Here is a 20133-nt window from a genome sequence, read left to right as displayed (position 1 = left end):
ATCAGCCCCAGTATGCCGTTAAGTCGCTGAAATTGTCCGCTTGCTCTCGGCGGCGCCGATAGCCAATGCGCGCGACCAGCAGTACAGCTCTCATTCACTCGTGGCCGAGTCTACGTCTCACCTGGCGACCATAGGGAACATAAATATGGTCGTTGGCACCCGGACCGGTCCGAACTGAACACGCATTGAAACTTGAGGGTGCTTTATGGTAGCCAATGCTCGATTCGGAGGAATCGCAACAGACCAGTAGTAGCGATCTAGCATGACGCGGATTGTGTATCCAGATAACTACCTACTCGGGGCTACTACTACACAAAACGATCTCGAACGGTCGGATGCGCGGCGACAAGCCGTTCATACTCTGCACTCGCGGCTTCGTCGTCAGGTAGAGCAATAAGCCATTGTTTGAGGAAGTAAACTCGATCGTCGAGATTTCCCGAAGATTGTGCCAAGATCGTAAGCGCTCTGAACGTTCGCGAGAGCTCGAACTGCTTGGCATCGGATTGACGGGCTAACGCTAGCGCCGTCTTGAGATGCTCTTTCGACCGCTCAAATGCGGACTGCGCGCTTGCCGTATCAAACCGCTTGTTACGACTTTGCCCAATTCTCGTAGCAGCATATCCTGCCTGCTGGTACAATCTATAAACGTTCGCGGTGCAGTTTTGCGTGCCCATCAAGGCAACGGCTTCCATTCGTGCCCAATCGCTTTGTTCATCTTCGAATTTGCACCAGTCTAGGTAGACTTGAACCTGATTTGCTCCAAATTTCGCTGCCCGTTCCCAGAGTTCCCTAGCGTCGGTAATTCTTGAGGGGGTGTTGGCGGCGTAAGCTTTAGCAAGGGCGGGGAGAAAAACTGGATCACTGGAAAATCCAAGCGATTTCATGTAGGACTCGCCGGCGCGGATTGCTTCCGGGACCCTACCGGAATCAACGAGTATGCGAATCTGTCTAGCATGGTCAGCGGAGCCGGCTGAGCCCGAGTTGTTGCCTACAATCCGTTCGACGGCTCTTCGAAGCTCAGCGGCTGCCGCCGAGTCATTCGCGTCTCGCCGAACCAGCCAAGCCAAGTTTCGATTTAGCGTGAAGGTTTGCTCACCGTCGACTAGCACAGCTCCCGGAACAAGATAAGCGTTCTCAAGCTCCTGTAGGCAGCCAATTACGTCGTCCTCTGTTAAATCGAGAATGCGTTCCAGCTGAGCTACGGTAAGGGGCGCCCTCGCTAGGCCGCAAGCGTCGAGGACCTGTTTTGCATTCTCGCTTAACAGTTCCCGTTCCCGTTGTAAAGCGTACCGCCGACTCGCGTCTCCCGAACTTTGCTTCCATCTCTCGATGGATTTCTTCACACTGAGGTGACGGCAAAGCCTGAGTAAATCTTCAATGTATAGCGGGCTACCTTCGGTCGCATCGAGTATCTTTTCGTAAAAGCTCTTTATGTTGAGTGCAGACGACAGATTCAGATGATCCGCGACCTGGTCAATAAACTTGATCGCATCGTCTGGGGGTAGCCCAGAGACACGCGTCGATGAGCGTCCCATTCCGGGGTATGCACGGCGAGAAGTGATCAGAATTTTTGAGCCAGTTCTTGGAGCATCATATGTAAAGAACTCTACGACCTCCTCATCGTCCAATTCGATCGAGTCCAGGTCGTCAACGACTATAAGAGATGGGATTTCTGACAAGAGGTTGAGTAATTCCAATTTTTTTATTTCAAGGGTTTTGGACGTTAACTCTGAGTATCCATAGACGGTTAGCAGCTTGTCGACAGCGCTGTTTATGTTGGTGAAGTCCGGCGCGCTGATCGTCCGTGTTTCGGATTCAACAAATCGACGTCTTTTAGCGCTTAGCCAAAAGACCGCCATGAGCTTACCGTAACCCTCGGCACGAATGGAGTTGGCGAACTGGTAGGCGATTGTTGACTTTCCTTTCCCGCCTTCGCCGACCAGCACCCATCTACCTGCGCTGTCGTCAGAGATCCACCGCCACAGTTCCTCAAGCTCCGTGGTTCTTCCAATAAACACATGGAACAATTCTTCTCGTGGTGGCAAGGATGCCTCAAGCATGGAAGTCTGCGACCCGAGCAGCGCGCTATTCGCGGCTCGATTGATCAGCTGGCTCTCAATCTCACGAATGTTATTAATCGCATCACCCTGGAGATCTAGGCAATCCAGAATACGGATTAGGCAGTGGACCAAATTCAACGCATCAGTTGCTAGTAATTCTTCATCGACTGGATGGCTCAGGAGATCGCGGACATCTTTGACTTGCTTGAAATCCGCAAGCAATCGTTGCTTAACTTTATTTTCGACGTCCACTGATGCCCGAGCTCGTCCGGGCATGAGTACTGGGTAGTGCTTCTGGAAAATTCCGAAAAAGTGGTTTACGCTTAAGAGATCTGCTTTGTCCTGGTGTCCGCGTTGAAGCGTTTTACTTAGCTCTCCAACCTGGGCATTCTGCTCAATACTGTTCCACTCACTTTCTTTAAAGCAGAGGGTGATCTGTGACTCCCAGGCGTCACCATATGTCTGCGTTAGGCCATTTCGAATCCTGCCCACTATTTCATTCCTGAAATGACGCTGAACGGCCTCGTAGGCCAGACCGTCGACGGTCCCGATGTTCAAAGTAACTCCTGGGTGAGTTGTGTCGTTGTGCTTAGCGTACCTGATGTGCTTTCGGGAATTTGCGATTTTCGTCGAGGCGTATGGTTATGACTATTTCGTCGGTGAACGGAAAAGCGGGTATCGGTACCTAGGTGCTTGCCCTCGGCTGTCATGGCAGTTCATCCGCGAAGTCGAACGAACACCCGAGCCGATCGGCGGCCTCCACACCACCGGCATCACGCACCCAGGCAACGCACGCGCCGGCCGCGAGAGCGAGGTCGCGGCTGAATAGGTACCCGTCGGTGCAGTCGTCGAAATGCCCGTCGTGGTGCCATCTGTCGAGAACCAGTCCCTGCACCGAATGGTCGGCAAAGCGAAGTGTGTGGAGGATGCGCCGTGAGCGGCGCACCATCACCACCCCGTCGTCGAGGCGGTGCAGCTGCGCTGTGATGAGTTCGATGTCGTCGATCTCGTCGTCGGGGATGTCGGTGTTGGGTCCGAGATCAATGACGAGCCCGGCGGGTTCGTCCTGCATCGACTCGACGAGCCACGCGCTCATCGCGTCCCACTCGTCGACCTCGAGCAGTAGGCCTGTCGGCGTTTCGAGACTGATCAGCAGCGCTGCGGCATCGATCTCTGCGGCCCACACCTGCGTTGGACCATCGTCGTGAAAGAACACTCGACCGGTGTCGTCGACCAGACCCGGCTGCTCGTTGAACAGAGACGTGTCAGGTGTGCCGTCCACATGGTGGGTGTGGATGGACCAGCCGCGCATGTCCTCGTCGGTGACCACGACATAGCGCGTGAGGAGATCATCCGACGCGAACTGCCAGCGGGGGAGTGCCGGGGTGGTGTCCATCGATGTTCAGGCGTCGCCGAGTGCATCCGCGAGCATGTGCATCGCGACGGTGACCGAGAGCGCTCGGACACTCGCGCGATCACCGGGTAGCCGCAGCGTCCGCGTGACGGTCGGTCGGCCCGTGGCAGCGATGCCGAAGCACACCGTGCCCACGGGCTTGCTTTCCGTTCCGCCACCCGGCCCCGCAACACCGCTGGTCGAGACGGCGACATCGGCGCCGACGCGGTGCATTGCTCCTTCGGCCATGCGGGCGGCGACGGGTTCACTGACGGCGCCGTGCTCCTCGATCATGGCGGCGGGGACGTCGAGTGATCCGATTTTCACCTCGTTGGCGTACGACACCACGCCGCCGACCACGTAGGCCGACGAGCCGGCCCGATCGGTGAGCCGGGCGGCGATCATGCCGCCGGTGCATGATTCCGCGGTCGCGATGCGGCGGCCACCGGATCGAGTCGCCACGATGTCGTCGATGGTGGAACCGTCGGTCGAGAAGACCTGCGCGCCATGGTGTTCTTCGATGAGTGCCAGCACGTCGGAGTACGCGGCGGCCGCAGACTCCTCGTAGCGGGTGACCATCTCGAGTTCACCGCGCGACAGGCAGGTCGTGATCGCCAGATCGCCGAACCCGGCAATCGAGCTCTCTGCGGTGCGCAAGGTCGCGGCCAGGTCGGCCTCGGACAAGCCATAGGCCCGGATGGTGTCCTCTGTGACCGACGTCCTCTGCGCGAGCACCGCGGCGACGGGTGCGCTCTCGATCGCCTCCGGCCACATCGACTGCAGTTCGGAGGGCGGGCCCGGAAGGATGAGGACCGTGGGGAGGGTGCCCGAGTCGTCGGCCATCGCCACGCCCGGTGCCGTGCCTGTCGGCGAGATCGACTGCGCTCCGGCGGGAACCATTGCCTGCTTGCGTACGCCGGCTCGCAGTGGTTCGGAGTCGGCGACGCTACCGAGCCGACTGCGCCAGCGCTCGACGATGGACGTGATGCGGCCTTCGAGTTCGACGTCGAGGTGCATCTCGCGGCCGTACAGCGCGGCGACGGTCTCGACGGTGAGGTCGTCCGCAGTCGGGCCGAGGCCTCCAGTCGTGATGATGAGGTCGACGTGCTGGTCGGCGAGGAACTGGACCTGGGCCGTCAGATCTGCCGGCCGGTCGCCGCACACCGTCAGGTGGGCGACATCGACTCCCATCTGCAAGAGTTGCCGAGCCACCCAGGGGCCGTTGCGGTCGCTGACCCGCCCGGCCAGAACTTCGCTACCCGTGACCACCACACCCGCGCGCACTGCCATGGTTCGACACTACGGCGGCCGCGGTCAGGTCCGACCGGGGGCCATGACGCCAGATTCGACCAACTGCACGGGCCCGATGCCTCTCATAAGCGCCCAGAGCATGAGTGCGCACCCCGGGAGGTTGAGCTACGGCCGCCGAACCCTCACGTGATCGCGAATCGGCCGCGGCTGACGTGTCGTGGGCGGCAGACGAGTACAAACGCTGGCCTCTGCAACTTCGAAGATGATGTGATGACCGAGTGACCGAGCCGAACTCATGAACCGCCCTGACCCATTCGTGGCGACACCGAAAACCGGTGACGAGCCTTTCACGCAGCATGGTCAATCGATTGGATCGGACCTCCGTCAGTTCTGGCGTCGGGCATTCTCAGATCTGATGGGTAACGCCCAGCGCGGTGTTCTCGCCGAGTACATCGTCGGACTCGCTCTCGGGTGCGTAGCCAATGGAGTCCGAGTCGAGTGGGATGCTTCTGACCTGGTGACCGAAGGGGGAGTTCGCGTCGAGGTGAAGTCCTCCGCTTATCTCCAGAGTTGGAGGCAGGAGAAGTTGTCGACAATCAGCTTCGGGATCCAGCCGACGAACGGTTGGGACGCGGAGACGAACACAATCTCCGGCGAACGGAAGCGGCAAGCCGACGTCTACGTCTTTTGCGTTCTCAAGCAGGTTGATCGGTCCACCGCCGATCCACTCGACATGGACCAATGGGACTTCTACGTAATGTCCACACAGCACGTGAACTCTGCGTTCGGAGAGCAAAGGTCCGTTGTGTTGGGAAGCCTCTTGTCGCGTGACCCCGTCAGGTGTTCGTTCACCGAACTCGCCGGCGCTGTTGAGTCCGCGTCGGACAAGGAGTTCTGACTCCCATCGTTGCCTGCTGTCTTGCATTCCGCGAGCATCTTCGAGGTTGGGTAGCAGAAGTGCTACCCATGTGTCATGGACACCATCGGGTTGAAGGAACTCCGGCAGCACGCTTCCGACTACGTAACCGCGCCGAAGCGGGGGAGACGCTCCTGATCACTGTCTCCGGACGTCCTGGAGCGGTGCTCGGTCCTGTCTCGAAGAAGCAAGGGAATCGCTACTCCGACATCGAGGACGTCTTCGATACTCCGACCGACCACACGTTGGCTGATGATCTCGCCGAGAAGAACGACACGGTTCAGGATCCATGGACTCGCTGAGAACGATTCTCGACACGAGCGTCGTCATCGGGAATCGATTGGACGAGATCGACGGTGAACTCGCGATCAGCGCGATCACTCTGGCCAAGTTGCACTTCGGAGTACTCGTCGCCTCCGATCTGCAGGCGCGCGCTCTGAGGTTGCAACGGTTGATCGCCGTGGAACGCAGGTTCGAACCACTCGCCGTCGATGCCCGAGTGGCGGGCAGCTTCGGCAATCTCGCCTCGGTGGTGCGCTCGACCGGCCGGCGCCCTCGAGCCCGCGCTCTCGATCTCATGATCGCAGCGACCGCGCATGCGCATGGTGCACGGCTTCTCACGCGGAACCCGTCGGACTTCCAGGGAATCGACCATCTCGTACAGATCGACACTCCGCCCGACGCGAGTTGACGTTACCGATCAGTAGCTTCGGCCTCCGCCTTCCACGCTGGTCAGCTATGCCGCAGCGCACACGCGGCCGGTCCTACCGGGGTCGCCACAACACAGCCCTGCACGACTAAAGTTGTCTCCGAGCCCACAAGGACAGACGACGTCGAGCAGACGGAAAACGAGGCAAGACCTGCAATGACTGAGAAAAAGCCGACCATCATCTACACCCTGACCGACGAGGCGCCCATGCTGGCGACTCACGCGTTCCTGCCGGTCATCCGCACTTTCGCCAGCGCAGCCGGGATCGAGGTGGAGTCGAGCGACATCTCCGTTGCCAGTCGCATCCTCGCCGAGTTCCCCGACTACCTGGACGAAGACCAGCGGGTTCCCGACAACTTGGCCGAGCTGGGCAAGCTGACCCAGCTGCCCGACACGAACATCATCAAGCTCCCCAACATCAGTGCCTCGGTACCGCAGCTGCACGCCGCGATCAAGGAACTGCAGGACAAGGGCTACAAGATCCCCGACTTCCCGGGCAACCCGAAGACCGACGAGGAGCGGGAGATCCGCGACCGCTACACCAAGTGCCTCGGTAGCGCCGTCAACCCCGTCCTCCGTGAGGGCAACTCCGACCGCCGCGCGCCGAAGGCCGTCAAGGAGTACGCGCGCAAGCACCCGCACAGCATGACCGAGTGGTCGCCGGCGTCGCGCACGCATGTCGCGCACATGCGCGAGGGCGATTTCTACCACGGTGAGAAGTCGATGACCGTCCAGGGCGACCGCGAGGTCAAGATGGAGCTCGAGACGAAGAGCGGCAAGACGGTCGTCCTCAAGCCGAAGGTCTCGCTGACCGACGGCGACGTCATCGACAGCATGTTCATGAGCGCCAAGGCGCTGGACAAGTTCTACGAAGAGCAGATGCAGGACGCCTACGAGACCGGCGTCATGTTCTCCCTGCACGTCAAGGCCACGATGATGCGGGTCTCGCACCCCATCGTCTTCGGTCACGCGGTGCGCGTCTTCTACAAGGACGCCTTCGCCAAGCACAACGAGCTGTTCGAAGAGCTTGGCGTCAACGTCAACAACGGCCTTTCCGATCTCTACAGCAAGATCGACACCCTCCCGGCGTCGAAGCGCGACGAGATCGTCGAGGATCTGCACAAGTGCCACGAGCATCGTCCCGAGTTGGCCATGGTCGACTCGGCACGCGGCATCTCGAACTTCCACTCGCCCAGCGACGTCATCGTCGACGCCTCCATGCCCGCGATGATTCGCGCCGGCGGCAAGATGTGGGGAGCCGACGGTCGTCCTAAGGACACCAAGGCCGTCAACCCGGAGTCGACCTTCTCCCGCATCTACCAGGAGATGGTGAACTTCTGTAAGACGAACGGCCAGTTCGACCCGACGACCATGGGCACTGTTCCCAACGTCGGCCTCATGGCGCAGAAGGCCGAGGAGTACGGCTCGCACGACAAGACCTTCGAGATCGAAGAGGACGCCGTCGCGAACATCGTCGACCTGGCGACCGGCGAGGTCATGCTCACGCAGAACGTGGAGAAGGGCGACATCTGGCGCCTCTGCATCGTCAAGGATGCGCCGATCCAGGACTGGGTCAAGCTCGCCGTGAACCGTGCGCGTGACTCCGGGATGCCGGTGCTCTTCTGGCTCGACCCGTACCGCCCCCACGAGAACGAGCTGATCAAGAAGGTGCGCACGTACCTGAAGGATCACGACACCGAGGGCCTCGACATCCAGATCATGTCGCAGGTCCGCGCGATGCGGTACACGCTCGAGCGCGTGGTCCGCGGTCTGGACACCATCTCCGCGACCGGCAACATCCTCCGCGACTACCTCACGGACCTGTTCCCGATCCTCGAGCTCGGCACCAGCGCCAAGATGCTGTCCATCGTTCCCTTGATGGCCGGCGGCGGACTGTACGAGACGGGCGCCGGCGGTTCCGCGCCCAAGCACGTCAAGCAGCTCATCGAGGAGAACCACCTCCGCTGGGACTCGCTCGGCGAGTTCCTTGCGCTGGCCGTGAGCCTCGAAGACCTGGGCAAGAAGACCGGTGGCAAGGCGAACGTCCTGGGCAAGGCCCTCGACGCCGCGACCGGCAAGCTGCTCGAGGAGAACAAGGGCCCGTCGCGCACCACCGGCGAGCTGGACAACCGCGGCAGCCAGTTCTACCTCGCCAAGTTCTGGGCGCAGGAGCTTGCGAACCAGACCGAGGACGAGGAGCTGGCGAAGCACTTCGCGCCGCTCGCCAAGACGCTGGCCGATCAGGAAGAGGCCATCGTCAAGGAGCTCGGCGACGCGCAGGGTGAGCCCGTCGACATCGGCGGGTACTACTACCCGGATCCCGAGAAGGCGACCTCGATCATGCGTCCGAGCAAGACGTTCAATCAGGCTCTGGAGTCTGCGACCAAGTAGTTCTCGACCATCTGGCCCATGCACGCGTGACGTGCATGGGCCAGAGTTGTTTGTGGACTTCAGACCCCGGAAACCGGGGTCTGAAGTCCACGATCAGGATCGACCCTCGACATCCGCCGACGTCGACGTATTGAGACGACCACCATCGAGCGCCTCTAGGAGAGCCGACGCGTGGGAGTCCGGGACGCACAACTGTCCGTTCACAGGGACGATCAGTCCGAGGTCGACCATGGTCACCAGTCGCACGGACACCCAGGCGCTGACTTTGTCGACGTCGGTGTCGATGCCCGTGTCGAAAGCTTCGCCGTCATGTGCCGGGTCGTCGACCAGGGAACGAACGAGGATGAACCATAGTGCGGCGCATGCTGCGGTCATCTCGCTCTGCAACGAGGCTCCGTCTGGTGCGACAACGGGTTCCAGGCACGCGATGTAGGCCTCGACGAGACTTCGGCGTCTCCACTCCTCGCTCGGTGCCGAGAGCCAGTGATCGAACGCGTCGCCTGCTCGGATTGTTCGATCCTTGTTGCACAGGGCGCCGACGCCCACCGCAGTCGCGATAACCACCTGGTACGTCACCGTCGACAGCAGTTCGCTGAGGGTGTTGCTGTCACCGGTCGGCCCGAGGGCCTCGCGAAGCTGCCTGCTCGAGCGCGGGTGTGCGAAGCAGGGTTCGGGAACACTGCCGTTGTCCTCGCACCAGGCAGCAACCCGCCGGACATGAGACGTCAGGGTGGTCGGACCGAGTGGTGCCGAGCAACGACTCGGGACCGATGCCACGCGTGGTGGCGAGACCCCGACGATCTCCGCGAAGTCGTCTGTCTGTGTCGGCGAAACACGTTCTTCGACAACAAATTTAGCGAAGAGACCGAGAGCATCGACAGTGTCGTAAGGCGACCAGGGTGTGTGTCCGCAGTCATCGGCGAATAAGTCTGTGTCGAACAGCTCCAGTGGAATGTCGGATCCCGCGACCACGATGTCGTGTTCGCGACTGGATCGGTCGACTGCCATCGCCGTCGAATATGCCGCCAACGGGTCTGTGGTGCAGCCTGAGCGCACCAACCACTCGGCAAATTGTTTCAGCACGTCGTGCCAGCACAATGCAGGCCGTCTCCGCGCGGTGCGCTTCTCAGCCTTGGCCCTACGTTGGCTCTTACTCATCAGGTCCCCCCCAGGATCGTGTGCTCGGAGAGTACGGCCGGCGTACGACAGGAACTGATAGTGGAATCCAGCCCCCGGAAACCGGGGTCGATAGTCCACGATCATGTGGTGAGAGACATGGCAATCGAGCACGTGATCGGTCTGGAGAAGGCACTACTCGAGCCGGCGACGCGCTCATCGTTAACTGAACTCGACCGACTGCTCGACCCGTCGTTCGAGGAGATCGGCGCGTCGGGTCGGCTGTGGACGCGGCGCGAGATGATTGCAGCGCTGATCGAAGCACCCGAGCCGGAGCCCATCGAGAGCGCGAACTTCAACGGCCGAAGGGTCGCCGACGACATGGTTCTCGTGACGTACGAGACCGGGCATGCGGGTCGACACGCGCGCCGAAGCTCGTTGTGGCATCGGGCGGACGGTGGATGGACGCTGCTGTTTCACCAGGGAACTCCGATCCCGGCGGTCACCCACGAGAGGTCGACGGACATCAAGACTCGGTAACAGTCACAGAACGATCGGTCTTTTTCCTTCCAGCGGTGCCAGAGTGATGACCATGCGACAGACAACGCGTCGAGCGGCAGTTGCCTTGGCACTCGCGATCCCGGTGTTTCTAGGGGTGGGCGCGGGAACGGCATCCGCGGCACCCCAGACATCGATCTTGCAGGTGCCCGTCGTGACGGGCCTGGAGATCGGCCCGGTCGGCGTGCCCGGCGGGCTTATCCAAACCACGCCGATCGAGGCGACGGTGGGGGAGAGGCCGGGCTCGGTCCGGTTCTCCGCCGCCGACACCAAGCCGTATTACTACCAGTACAACTACCGGTGGATGACGGTGCAGTGGCGCAATCTCTCGACGGGAGCGGCCGGCGCCGTCGACTTCCGCCACTGGGCCTCCGAGGATCTCTCGGCTGTCGATCCGAACGCCGGCGCCCGAGGGCTCCCGCTCGACGTCGTCGCAGATACCGGACCCGGTCAGGTCGCCGTTGTGGTGACGCAGAGCCGCCAGTTCCCCGCGCCGTTCTCCGAGACGTTGTTTCCGGGACTGGGCCTTCTGACCGTCCCGTGAGGTTGACCGTCACTCGTTGTGAACCATCCCAAGCGCAGTGACCTGCTGGGCACTACTGTCACGCTCAGTCCGGTTCGTGGCAGAGCCGGCCCTGTCGAGGAGCGTGGTGGCGTGGCGTCGGTATTCGCTCAGCGCGCCAGCTACCAACGGCAGGGAATCCCTTTCGTCGGCGGACCGTTGCCGTTGTCGTCGGAACGGAAAGCGTCCGACGCGTTCGGCAAGAAACTCTCGCGCGACTACCTGTTCGTCGACGATCGAGAGTCCGACTTCATCGGTACCTGGCGTGGCAGTCGAGTGCAACTGCATGCGGTGTCGCGCCGGGCCATCGAAGCAATCGTCAACCCGAAGATCGCCGGTGTGCATATCGATCGTGACACCGCCGCGCAGTATTCGTTCGGTCAACTGAGTCCCGAAGCGCTGACCTTCTCCTCTGCGCAACAGCCCCGTTTCCGCGTCCGCAAACGCAACATGATCGTGGCGACGAGCGCCGGATCCGCCCGTGCAGCGATGACGCGCGCATTGCCGGCTCATGTTCGTGCGGGTGACGACAGCATCGACCTGCGGCCGATCGTCACCGAGTGCGTCCGCGCTGCTGTGGCGGAGGCAGTGTGGGGTGACGCGGCGACGACGGTGATCGACTACGTCGACGAGAGCGGCGCCCATCAGACACTGCCGTTCGCAGATGCGATGTACGACAACTTCTTACGGCTACGGCGGTGTGCGAACACCTACGCCATGAGAGTCGAGCCACGGTTGCAACGCTGGACGTTCTCGCAGGAGCAGCGGTGGATGCGGATCAACACTCGGACGCTTCTGCGGCACGCCTCCACTCTGGCGAACATGCCGCTCGACGACACCATCGCCGGCCACATCAGGCGGTTGCACGGCATCTCGGGGTTCTCGTCGAACATGGTCCGTGACGACACCACGACGTCCTTCATCGCCGGCGTCGACACGACGCGCACGGCCATTCTCGCCACGCTGAAGCATCTACTCGATCCCGCCAACACGCAGTGGAAGGACGCCTTCTCGGCTGTGCCCGTCGAGTCGTTGGGCGATTCTGCAGTGGTCCGTGCGTGCGTGATGGAAGCGTTGCGCATCGACACCCCCGGGTCCGTATTCAACGGGCGGGTGATCGACGACTGCCGCATCGCTCTCGGTGACGGCAGTATCGATCTGCACCGTAATACGCTGGTGATGCCGAACATTCAGGCCGTGCACGCGGTGTACGGCCCGACATTCGATCCGAACCGGATACTGAACGCCCACGCGATGGATCACGTCGCCCCGCTGGTGATCCCCTTCGGGAAGGGTCCGAGATCGTGCCCTGGCAAGTCGTTCGCGTCGTCGATGATCGCGGTGTTCGTCCACGACTTCCTTCAGGCGTACCCGGACGCCGCGGTGGACACGACGCACCTGGACAACACCTATCCGATCCACACGGCATCCGAGCATGGTCTGCACGTGTCGCTGCGCGGCTGAGGTGTCAGGTCATCAGTGCGGCGGGAGCCCACGACGGCCATGACGGGTCCCCAACCAGTCGACCATGGTCGTAACGAGCGATAACGCGAAAGGGGTTGCTTGCGTTGGTATTGTCGTAGACGCGGGCATTTTCGACGACATCGATCGCGGATCGAACCAAGGGCCACAGGCGCACGTATCGCTCACGGACCTTTGCCTCGGGCACGGAATGACCGCCGATCTCGACGCGGTTGACGACGCGGGCTACGGCCAGGTCGACCGGAATGGCGACGATATGAAGTGTGACGAGGTACCCGGCCTCGTTCGCCGTCTCGAGCAGATCGAGCTTCGACGGATGCGAGAAGACTGTCTCGGTGACGAACGACGCGGCGTGTGCGAGTAAGGCCACCCGCTGTTCGGCGGCCAACCTCGATGCGTCGTACGCGTGCGCTTGTTCGTCACCGGGCCAGGTCTCGGTAGCGATCTCGTCGGCGTTGACGAAGGGAAGATGAGTGACGGGCGCCAGCACCCGAGCAAAGAAGGTGCTCTTGCCGGCGCCGTTCGGGCCGGCAAGTAGGTGCAGGACCGGGTCGCGGGTCATTCCGTTAGGGACGATGCTCGATCACAGCGCCGTCTTCGTCGCATTCGACGAAGGCCCGTCCTTCTGCCTCGAATTCGCTGCGCAGATCCAGGCCTTCTGACATCGCGTCGGTTCGCTCGGACCATTCCGCGCGTACGACTGCCTGCTCTCGCGGGGTGAGCGCGTCGTAGTTCTGCCGACCTGCCAAAACCCCGGCGATGTCGCGTGAGGCTATGTGATGTGAGGCCTCGATCTCACGCCCGACCAGTGCCCAGTGTGCAATTTGTTGGGCTGCGCTCCGGCTCGACGCACTGCCGACCAGCTTCGCCGATGCATACAGTTCATCGTCGACCCGTAGCGATGACGTTGTACCCATGAGCTGCTCCGTTCGTTGTCGTGCACCTAGTGTAGCAATCTGCCACAGCTATGTACTGCCGGATGATGACTAGCTGTCAGCAGTAACCCGAGCCGCCAGGAACGCTTCGGGATCGATCAGATCGGCCTGCCCGACGATCGATCCCAGGTCGGCGATTCGCTCCACTCCGGTCAGCACCATCTCCTCCTCGACGGTCCCCTCGGCGTAGCCGTAATAACAGGTGGAGGTCGTGTGGTTGTGGTCCTTGTCGATGCGGTTGGCGCGGCCCTCGATCTGACGGATGTCGATGGGTGTCCACCGAGGGTCGTGGATCAGCGTCACCCGCGGCGCGAGAGTGGACGTCGTGCCTTCGGGCAGCAGCATCTCGTTGGTGTGCAGGTTGATGGCACTCGTGGTGGTGGACACGATGACGGTGGCGTCACCCGTCTGGAAGCGCCGGATCTCGGCCTCCTGCTCCGGACTGCTCATGCTGCCGTCGACTACTGCAACGGCAAGCCCGCCCTCGCGCAGGTCGTCGGCGAGAGCGGCGACGGACTCGCGGTAGAACATTGACACGAACACCTGGTTGCCGGCCTTGACCCACGTGCGCACCTGGTCGGCGGACGCGGGAATGCGGAGGTACGAACACTTTTGACGAAACCGCAGTGTCGCCGCCCGCACACTCGGATTCTTCTGCAGCACCCGTTTGCCGCCGGACACCTTCCACATCGGCAGACCGACCTCCTTGCGGTAGTCGACCCATGCAGAGTTGTACAGGCGCTTCTGCGCGGCGGTCAGCTCTTGCCCGAGCGGTTCACGTGGTGTGGGCGGGGAGGGTCGCGAGATCGACCACGGCACAGCACCTCCCGATAGCCACCCGTGCACTGCAGCGATATCGCGCTCGCGGCGGGCAGCATCTTCTGGCTCCCAGCGCCATGTGGCCAGCCCGGTCGATGCCTTGCCGGCCTTGATCGCGAAGCCGGACTCTTCGAGGAAATTGGCCCACTTCACGGTGAGGGCGTAGCCGAGCTGGTCGTCGTCGCCCACGATCTCGACGCCGCGCGACTGCTCGATGGCTCGCGCCATATAGGCGAAGTGCAGCGGCTGGTAACCGGGGGTCGCGGACATCCACACCACCGACCGCGCGGCTTCTTGATAGCGCCACATGATCTGCGACTGCTGCGATTCGATGTTCATCAACGCATGGCACTCGTCGGCGATAACGACGTCGATCTCGAATCGCAGTTCGCCGAGCGTGATGGTTCGCTTGTTCTGTGTCCGTTTGCGTTTGCCGAGATCGGTGTCGGGTGGGACGGACAGCAGCTTCTTCGTCGACTGGTAGGTGACCAGAAGCCAGCGCTTACGGTCGGAGGGCTCGATGTCGGCTTCACTGTCCGCGATCGTGCGACGCCATCCGGGCAGCGCACCCTTCGGTGCGACGACCAGGACGGTGCCGATCTCGGCGGCAGACATCTGCCGCACCGCCTCGCACACCGACAGGGTCTTACCCAAGCCGGTGGAGTCCATCTGCGCGAAGTACGGGAAGCCCTCGTCGAGGGCAGTGAGGTGCCGACGGACCGATTCGAGCTGGGTGTCGCGAGGGAGCAGGGAACGGGCATGCACCGTCTCGGGGCGCCAGGTCTCGTTGGCATCATCCTCGAGCCACCGCTGCAGGCTGTACGGCATCGACTCGTACGGCTGCAGGTACTCGGGCAACTCGGTGCCGTAGTACGCGAACACTCGTGGGCCGGGGTACCAACGCGCCCCCGCAGCGCTCGCTGCGGAGCGGTCCTCGAAGGGAACATCCAGCACCCACACACGCTCGCCGGCGTCGGGCACGCGAAGGTCGGGTGCCGCGGACTTCTTCGCAGGTGCGCGGCGCTTGGTGGGCTTCCTGGTGGCGGCGAACTTGCGGGCTGCGCTGCTCTGACCGGCCTTCACGGTGCGGGATGTGGTGGAGCGTCTACGGGGTGGCATCGGGAACAGTCTCTCCGATCGGAACTGATCGACACGACAAGGGTCGTTGCCGGAGCGGGAACCTGTGCCGCGGGACCGGGCACTGCAGAGAGTGGCACCGACGTCCGACACCGTCGACAAGGTTGGATACGACCGCGCCATATCCAACCATGTGGCCATAAGGTTGGATATGGCTGAATCGCTACCGGCGAGCCGAGTCAGCTCGGGAGAGGGACCAGACTGACGATCTCCGATCCGGACTGCAGGATCAAAGCGCCGCCCTCTCCACCGACCATAGTTTCGGGGCTCAGACGCTCGCCCTCCCTGACGTTCTCCAGAGGCGCGGTCCAGACCTCGTCACCCGAGTGCAGATCGACGGCCACGAGATCGCTCTCGCGCACTGCGATCATCACGTCACCGTCCGTTCCGACCGGCGAGAAGGACTCTGTCTCCCACAGCTGGTCACCGGTGAGCATGTCGAGTCCGACCATGGACCGCTCGCCGGACAGCACTCCGACATCTCCGATCACCGATTGCAAGGCGCCGTACGTGCTTGCTTCGTTGTATTCGTCTGCGGGACGATCGATGATGAGCTGGCCGCTGCTCCAACGCTTCTCGCCGGTCGTCCGGTCGTAGGCGGTGTCACCGAGAACGAACGGCACGGATGCGTCCGCAGGCTCGTCGATAATCAAGTAGGTCGACACGTCGCTCGGCGATTGAGCAAGAATCTCTCCTGTGCGCGAGTACGCGATACCGCCCAGTGGCTCGTAGGAATCGCAGTCCAGTCGAGACCCGACCGAGACATCGCCGAGCGTCCGATAGCTGCCGGAGAGGCAATCGTCGAGGACATCGGAGGCCCAGATCTGCTCGCCCGTCTCAGGATCGAATGTCGAGAAGCCGCCGCCGACATCGAAGTGCCCGGTCCCGTCGGCGACCGTGAGCTGATCCGCATACTGGTCCTCCCAGCCGGCCCACGCCTGCAGAGGAGCTGTCCAGTCGGCGGACAGATCGTCCACCGTTCCGCGATGCACGGTGACGTCGGCGTCTTCCAAGTTGCCACTGGTCGTATAGACGTGTCCGTCCGAGACAGTCATGGCGAACGTGTCCGACGTGTCCCCGTGGTCCGTGGACTCACCGGTCGCGAGATCGAAGGTGCGGAGGGTGGGATCCTCTGCGTAACTCGGTGTGATGCAGACCAATCGATCGTCGATGGGCTGTTCCGCACACGACTGCAGATCCGTCGCCGGCACCGACCACTCGAGTGTGCCCGACACGATGTCGATCGACATCAGTCGCGCCTCCGTCGAGGGTCCTTCCGAGTCCACGACGGCGGCGATGGTCAGGAGGTGGTCACCGATTCGGATCGACCCCGCGGCGTAGGGATACATCGACCCCGCTCGTGGGTCGGCGAAACGGGCGCCGTCGAGTCCGCTGTCCGCCGCGTCCAGGGTCCACGCAACCCCCGGTGCCGAGGCAGGCGCGTCGGTGATGCGCTTGACGGTCGTCGTTCGGTCCTGAGTGACCACGACGACGGCAGCTGCGACAGAGACGGCGGCGACGGTTCCCGCGATGATCAGACGTGTGTGCATCATTGGGAGATCAACTCCGGGGTGCGGGCGATGCGCTCGAGCTCCGCGGTGTCCCAGGGGTTCTCGGTGGCGAGTGTGATGCCCAGGCCCGACGCGGTGGTGATCGACACCACCGTGCCGGTCTCGATCGGTATGGGACTGAGCACCTGCGGTTCTTCCTGCAGTAGCTCCGGCCGCACCGGGCTCCCGACGGTGACGGTCAGTCGGCCGGCAGCGCTGTTCACGACCTGACAGACTCCGTCACCGTACGGGCTGGAATGTAATGCTCCCAAGGGTGGAACCGGGGCGAGAGCTCCGGTTTCCGCCCGGGTCAGCGCCGCGTTCAGGGAATCCACGACGGGCGCGGTGAAGTCGGTTGCGACTCCGTCGGTGCCCGGGTACGACGTGCATTCGGAGATGTTGCCCGGCGTCCCCGGAGGCGCGGGTGTGGACGTCACGAATGCTGGGTCGGTCGCGATGCGAACCAACGAGTCGATCGAGATCGGCAAGGCGTCCTCGGTACCTGGCGCCGACGCGTAGGCATGGATCCACGATCCGTCCGTGCGGTAGACGCTGGCGCTTCGCATGGAGGTCCGAGCACCGTCGACTTCCTGCCACGTGTCCCGGGTGTCCACCACGGTGCCATCGCTGAGCGACTCACGTTTGTCCAACGCGCCCGCGACGCATGGAGGGACGCCCTCGGTTCGGAGAGAAACGCCGACGCCGATGTATCCGGACCGGTCTCCCTGCATGACGTCGAGCAGTGCCGAGGTGGTATCGAACTGCTCTTCTTCGGGCACGTTCTCGTACACCGGGATCGGTTCGAAGTAGGGAAGCCTGCTCTGGCCCATACTGAGATCCGCCGGCAGAGCACTGAGAAGCGCCTTCGACATGAGGTGCGCTTTCGGACCGGAGAACCATGGAGCTGCCGGATTGTCGTAGGACGACTCTCCTCCGCTCACCACGCTGAAATAGCGCGCGTCCACAGGGGGATCCACCGTGTCGCAGCCCGGAATGGTCGTCGGGTACTCGACGTCGGGCGTCACCAGATCGACGTCGGGCATCACTGGGGTAGCAGTCGTCTCGACCGGAGTCACCGGCTGCACCGTCAGCTCCGGTTCCTCCGGCGGGGTGGTCACACCGGCGACGACGATCCCGACCGCGACGATGGACACGACGACGAACGTAGACATCAGCGTGTCGTGGCGCGGCGGTGTCTTCTCGTCCATGGCTCGCTTCTCGCTCGGCTGTGTGAGGACGCCCATTCATACCACTCGTACTGTTTATGACGCTCGGCGACGAGTCCATGCATGCCTCCAGAGCGCGGACCTCACTTTTTCGGCGCATGAAACTCGGTGCAATTACGCACTTAGTCACAGGTGAATCCACCTGCTCTCGTGAAACATGGGTTGTCGGTGCCCACTGCTATGTTGATGTTGCCTCCGCTCGGACGGCAACCCCCTCATTTTTCTCACCGGGAGACGCATGCCTGAAAAGAAGAAGATTCTCTACGTCGACCTCGACAACACGCTGGTCCATTTCCAATCCGGGATCGACCGGTTGCATCCGTCGGAGATCGTGGGTTTCGAGAACGACCTGGACGAGGTTCCGCGCATCTTCTCGCTGATGGATCCGATCAAGGGTGCGTTGGACGCATACGCCCTGCTCGCCGAACATTTCGACACCTACATCCTGTCCACTGCACCATGGAAGAACGCCCAGGCGTGGCACGACAAGGTCAAGTGGGTGCAGTGGCACTTGGGGTACGAGTCCGGGACGGTGGCCTACAAGCGCCTCATCCTCTCCCATCACAAAGAATCTCAACCGAGGAGATTTTCTGGTGGATGATCGACGTGCCAACGGTGCAGATCAATTCGAGGGTGAGCTGATCCCGTTCGGCTCGGACGACTTCAAGACCTGGGCCGACGTCACGAATTATCTGCTACCGAAAGCGTGATCGGTTCGATTCACCGTCGGGCACTCGAAGCTGACTCAGGTCATCGGCCCAGCGTCACCCATCGACTTCAGTGTTTTCCCCAAAGGCGCCCAGCGATCTCGCTTCGTTGAATCGAGTGCTCGGACTCTGTCGGCGATGTCCCGTAGATCCTGAGCCAGCTGCTTTTCCTCGATATCCAGAAGCTCGCCGTATCGGCTGTCGACAAGGAAGGGCGTGTGGTCGCTCGCATACATCGCGACGCGGTCCAGCATGATTTCCAAGTCACGGGCAGCGACCGCATCGTCCGGTGAGTCCGACGCAGATACGAAACGGAAGTCGCCCTCCCACAACGCGGCCCGAACTGGATCCGGCCGCAACGTCACGACCGTCCCCAGAGGACGTTCGTGCTTGTTCACGGCGTTCATTGCCAAAACTTCGTGTGCGAGTCGGAGGACGTTGTCATCTGTCATCGACGCGCCGATCACGACGACGTGGTTCGTGGCCATCAACGACTGCACGATGGAGGCGAGCGGTCGACGCTCGGAGTCGTACCGGACGAAGTCGCGGCGGCTCAGGACGATGCTGTCGGGGGCCGCCACGTCGCCGTGCAACTTCAGGAGCCAGGAACGGTCGCCATGCACCTCCTGCCGTGGCAGGACAGAGATCGAATCGGATCCGTGGGCGGACTCGTATGCATCTTCGTACAATGTGTCGTAATTGGTGGTCACAGCCCTTTCCACGCCCAAGGATGCCAGTAGACAGTGCGCCAGAGTCGGCGACTTCTGTGTCACGGCGCCGACTGCCTGGGCAGTGCGGGCCCCCAAAGTAGTTGCACCGCTTGCTTTTGATAGCAGTTGCGCCCGATCCAGGACGTTCAGTTCTGCGAACTTGGTGTCGTCCAAATCGGGTAGCGTGTCGCTCTTGAGTTGAGACAGCAGTTGGTCCCAGGTGGGAAGTCCGGCCGGAACGCTCACTCCGGCGCCCAGTAACAACGCGACGTCATTTCGACGTACGGCGGATGCCAAGTCTTCGGCCGCCTGAGTCCAGTGCTGGGGCGGCGGTCCCTCGCGCCTCATGGATTGGAAGGCTGCATAGTCGGCAGCGTTTCCAGCGACGATCACGATGTCGAATGCCGACGAGCGGACGAACTCGGCGGTCCGCTCGAGCAGGGCCTTGATGACCGCGCCGCGGACGCCGTCATACCCACCGAGGCCGACCCCGAGAGTGGGCATCGCGATCAAGGGCCTCACCCGGCCGTCCCCCGTCGGAGGAGGGTCAGCACTGATCTTCCGCAGGGCATCGGCCAACCCGTCGATCAGCCAGGGAACCGATGGTCGTC

At 62.2% G+C, this 20133-nt stretch carries 16 protein-coding genes and 1 pseudogene; 7 read left to right on the top strand and 10 right to left on the bottom strand.

Annotation, left to right across the window (positions count from 1 at the left end):
* Positions 1-308: 308 nt before the first annotated feature.
* The 3 genes from HQ306_RS17260 to HQ306_RS17250 form a co-directional block, all read right to left on the bottom strand.
* Positions 309-2618 carry an NB-ARC domain-containing protein gene (locus tag HQ306_RS17260; protein ID WP_222632838.1) on the bottom strand — a complete coding sequence of 770 codons (2310 nt, stop codon included), beginning with the start codon at positions 2616-2618 and terminating at the stop codon, positions 309-311.
* Positions 2619-2766: 148 nt separating this feature from the next.
* Positions 2767-3456: a hypothetical protein gene (locus HQ306_RS22300; RefSeq protein WP_261770179.1), complete on the bottom strand. Its 690-nt coding sequence runs from the start codon at positions 3454-3456 to the stop codon at positions 2767-2769.
* A gap of 6 nt (positions 3457-3462) precedes the next feature.
* Positions 3463-4743 carry a competence/damage-inducible protein A gene (locus HQ306_RS17250; protein ID WP_222632837.1) on the bottom strand — a complete coding sequence of 427 codons (1281 nt, stop codon included), beginning with the start codon at positions 4741-4743 and terminating at the stop codon, positions 3463-3465.
* A 376-nt stretch (positions 4744-5119) separates the two neighbouring features.
* Here HQ306_RS17250 and HQ306_RS17245 point away from each other — a divergent pair, with 376 nt between their 5' ends.
* The 3 genes from HQ306_RS17245 to HQ306_RS17235 all read left to right on the top strand — a co-directional run bounded on the left by HQ306_RS17245 (position 5120) and on the right by HQ306_RS17235 (position 8720).
* Positions 5120-5602, top strand: coding sequence for a hypothetical protein (locus HQ306_RS17245; RefSeq protein ID WP_261770178.1), 483 nt, complete (start codon positions 5120-5122; stop codon positions 5600-5602).
* Positions 5603-5909: 307 nt separating this feature from the next.
* Positions 5910-6311 carry a type II toxin-antitoxin system VapC family toxin gene (locus HQ306_RS17240; RefSeq protein WP_261770176.1) on the top strand — a complete coding sequence of 134 codons (402 nt, stop codon included), beginning with the start codon at positions 5910-5912 and terminating at the stop codon, positions 6309-6311.
* Between the two features lie 174 nt (positions 6312-6485).
* On the top strand, positions 6486-8720 hold the full coding sequence (locus HQ306_RS17235) for an NADP-dependent isocitrate dehydrogenase (protein WP_222632835.1): 2235 nt from the start codon (positions 6486-6488) through the stop codon (positions 8718-8720).
* Between the two features lie 93 nt (positions 8721-8813).
* Here HQ306_RS17235 and HQ306_RS17230 read toward each other — a convergent pair whose 3' ends face one another.
* The gene (locus HQ306_RS17230; protein ID WP_222632834.1) at positions 8814-9878 is read right to left on the bottom strand and encodes a hypothetical protein; all 1065 of its coding nucleotides are present in this window, start codon (positions 9876-9878) and stop codon (positions 8814-8816) included.
* A gap of 117 nt (positions 9879-9995) precedes the next feature.
* On the opposite strand from HQ306_RS17230, the gene HQ306_RS17225 reads away from it, so the two are divergent.
* From HQ306_RS17225 to HQ306_RS22655, 3 genes are all read left to right on the top strand, one after another.
* A complete protein-coding gene (locus HQ306_RS17225) occupies positions 9996-10376 on the top strand; it encodes a DUF4440 domain-containing protein (RefSeq protein ID WP_222632833.1) in 381 nt (126 codons plus the stop codon).
* 172 nt (positions 10377-10548) lie between these two features.
* Positions 10549-10938 carry a hypothetical protein gene (locus HQ306_RS17220; protein ID WP_308115454.1) on the top strand — a complete coding sequence of 130 codons (390 nt, stop codon included), beginning with the start codon at positions 10549-10551 and terminating at the stop codon, positions 10936-10938.
* A 111-nt stretch (positions 10939-11049) separates the two neighbouring features.
* Entirely contained in the window at positions 11050-12420 is a 1371-nt protein-coding gene (locus tag HQ306_RS22655; protein WP_222632832.1) for a cytochrome P450, read from the top strand.
* Positions 12421-12424: 4 nt separating this feature from the next.
* Here the strand turns inward: HQ306_RS22655 and HQ306_RS17210 are convergent, their stop codons facing one another.
* The 5 genes from HQ306_RS17210 to HQ306_RS17190 all read right to left on the bottom strand — a co-directional run bounded on the left by HQ306_RS17210 (position 12425) and on the right by HQ306_RS17190 (position 18087).
* Positions 12425-13000 (bottom strand): zeta toxin family protein, encoded by a 576-nt coding sequence (locus HQ306_RS17210; RefSeq protein WP_222632831.1) that lies wholly within the window; start codon positions 12998-13000, stop codon positions 12425-12427.
* 4 nt (positions 13001-13004) lie between these two features.
* Positions 13005-13355 carry a ParD-like family protein gene (locus tag HQ306_RS17205; protein WP_222632830.1) on the bottom strand — a complete coding sequence of 117 codons (351 nt, stop codon included), beginning with the start codon at positions 13353-13355 and terminating at the stop codon, positions 13005-13007.
* Between the two features lie 69 nt (positions 13356-13424).
* Complete coding sequence (locus tag HQ306_RS17200; RefSeq protein ID WP_261770174.1) at positions 13425-15311, bottom strand: DEAD/DEAH box helicase; 1887 nt, start codon at positions 15309-15311, stop codon at positions 13425-13427.
* A gap of 197 nt (positions 15312-15508) precedes the next feature.
* Complete coding sequence (locus HQ306_RS17195) at positions 15509-16882, bottom strand: PQQ-binding-like beta-propeller repeat protein (protein ID WP_222632829.1); 1374 nt, start codon at positions 16880-16882, stop codon at positions 15509-15511.
* A complete protein-coding gene (locus HQ306_RS17190) occupies positions 16879-18087 on the bottom strand; it encodes a hypothetical protein (RefSeq protein WP_222632828.1) in 1209 nt (402 codons plus the stop codon). Before HQ306_RS17190 ends, HQ306_RS17195 begins: the two co-directional genes overlap by 4 nt.
* Positions 18088-18343: 256 nt before the next feature.
* Between HQ306_RS17190 and HQ306_RS17185 the strand changes: the two are divergent.
* Positions 18344-18815, top strand: a pseudogene (locus HQ306_RS17185) (hypothetical protein).
* Between the two features lie 35 nt (positions 18816-18850).
* Here HQ306_RS17185 and HQ306_RS17180 read toward each other — a convergent pair.
* A complete protein-coding gene (locus HQ306_RS17180) occupies positions 18851-20044 on the bottom strand; it encodes an SIR2 family protein (RefSeq protein WP_222632827.1) in 1194 nt (397 codons plus the stop codon).
* Positions 20045-20133 lie beyond the last annotated feature (89 nt).

The sequence above is a fragment of the Rhodococcus sp. BP-160 genome (genome assembly GCF_019836205.1).
GTDB lineage: Bacteria > Actinomycetota > Actinomycetes > Mycobacteriales > Mycobacteriaceae > Rhodococcoides.
Note: the sequence above shows the minus strand (reverse complement) of the source record. Positions and strands in the feature narration are given on the sequence as shown.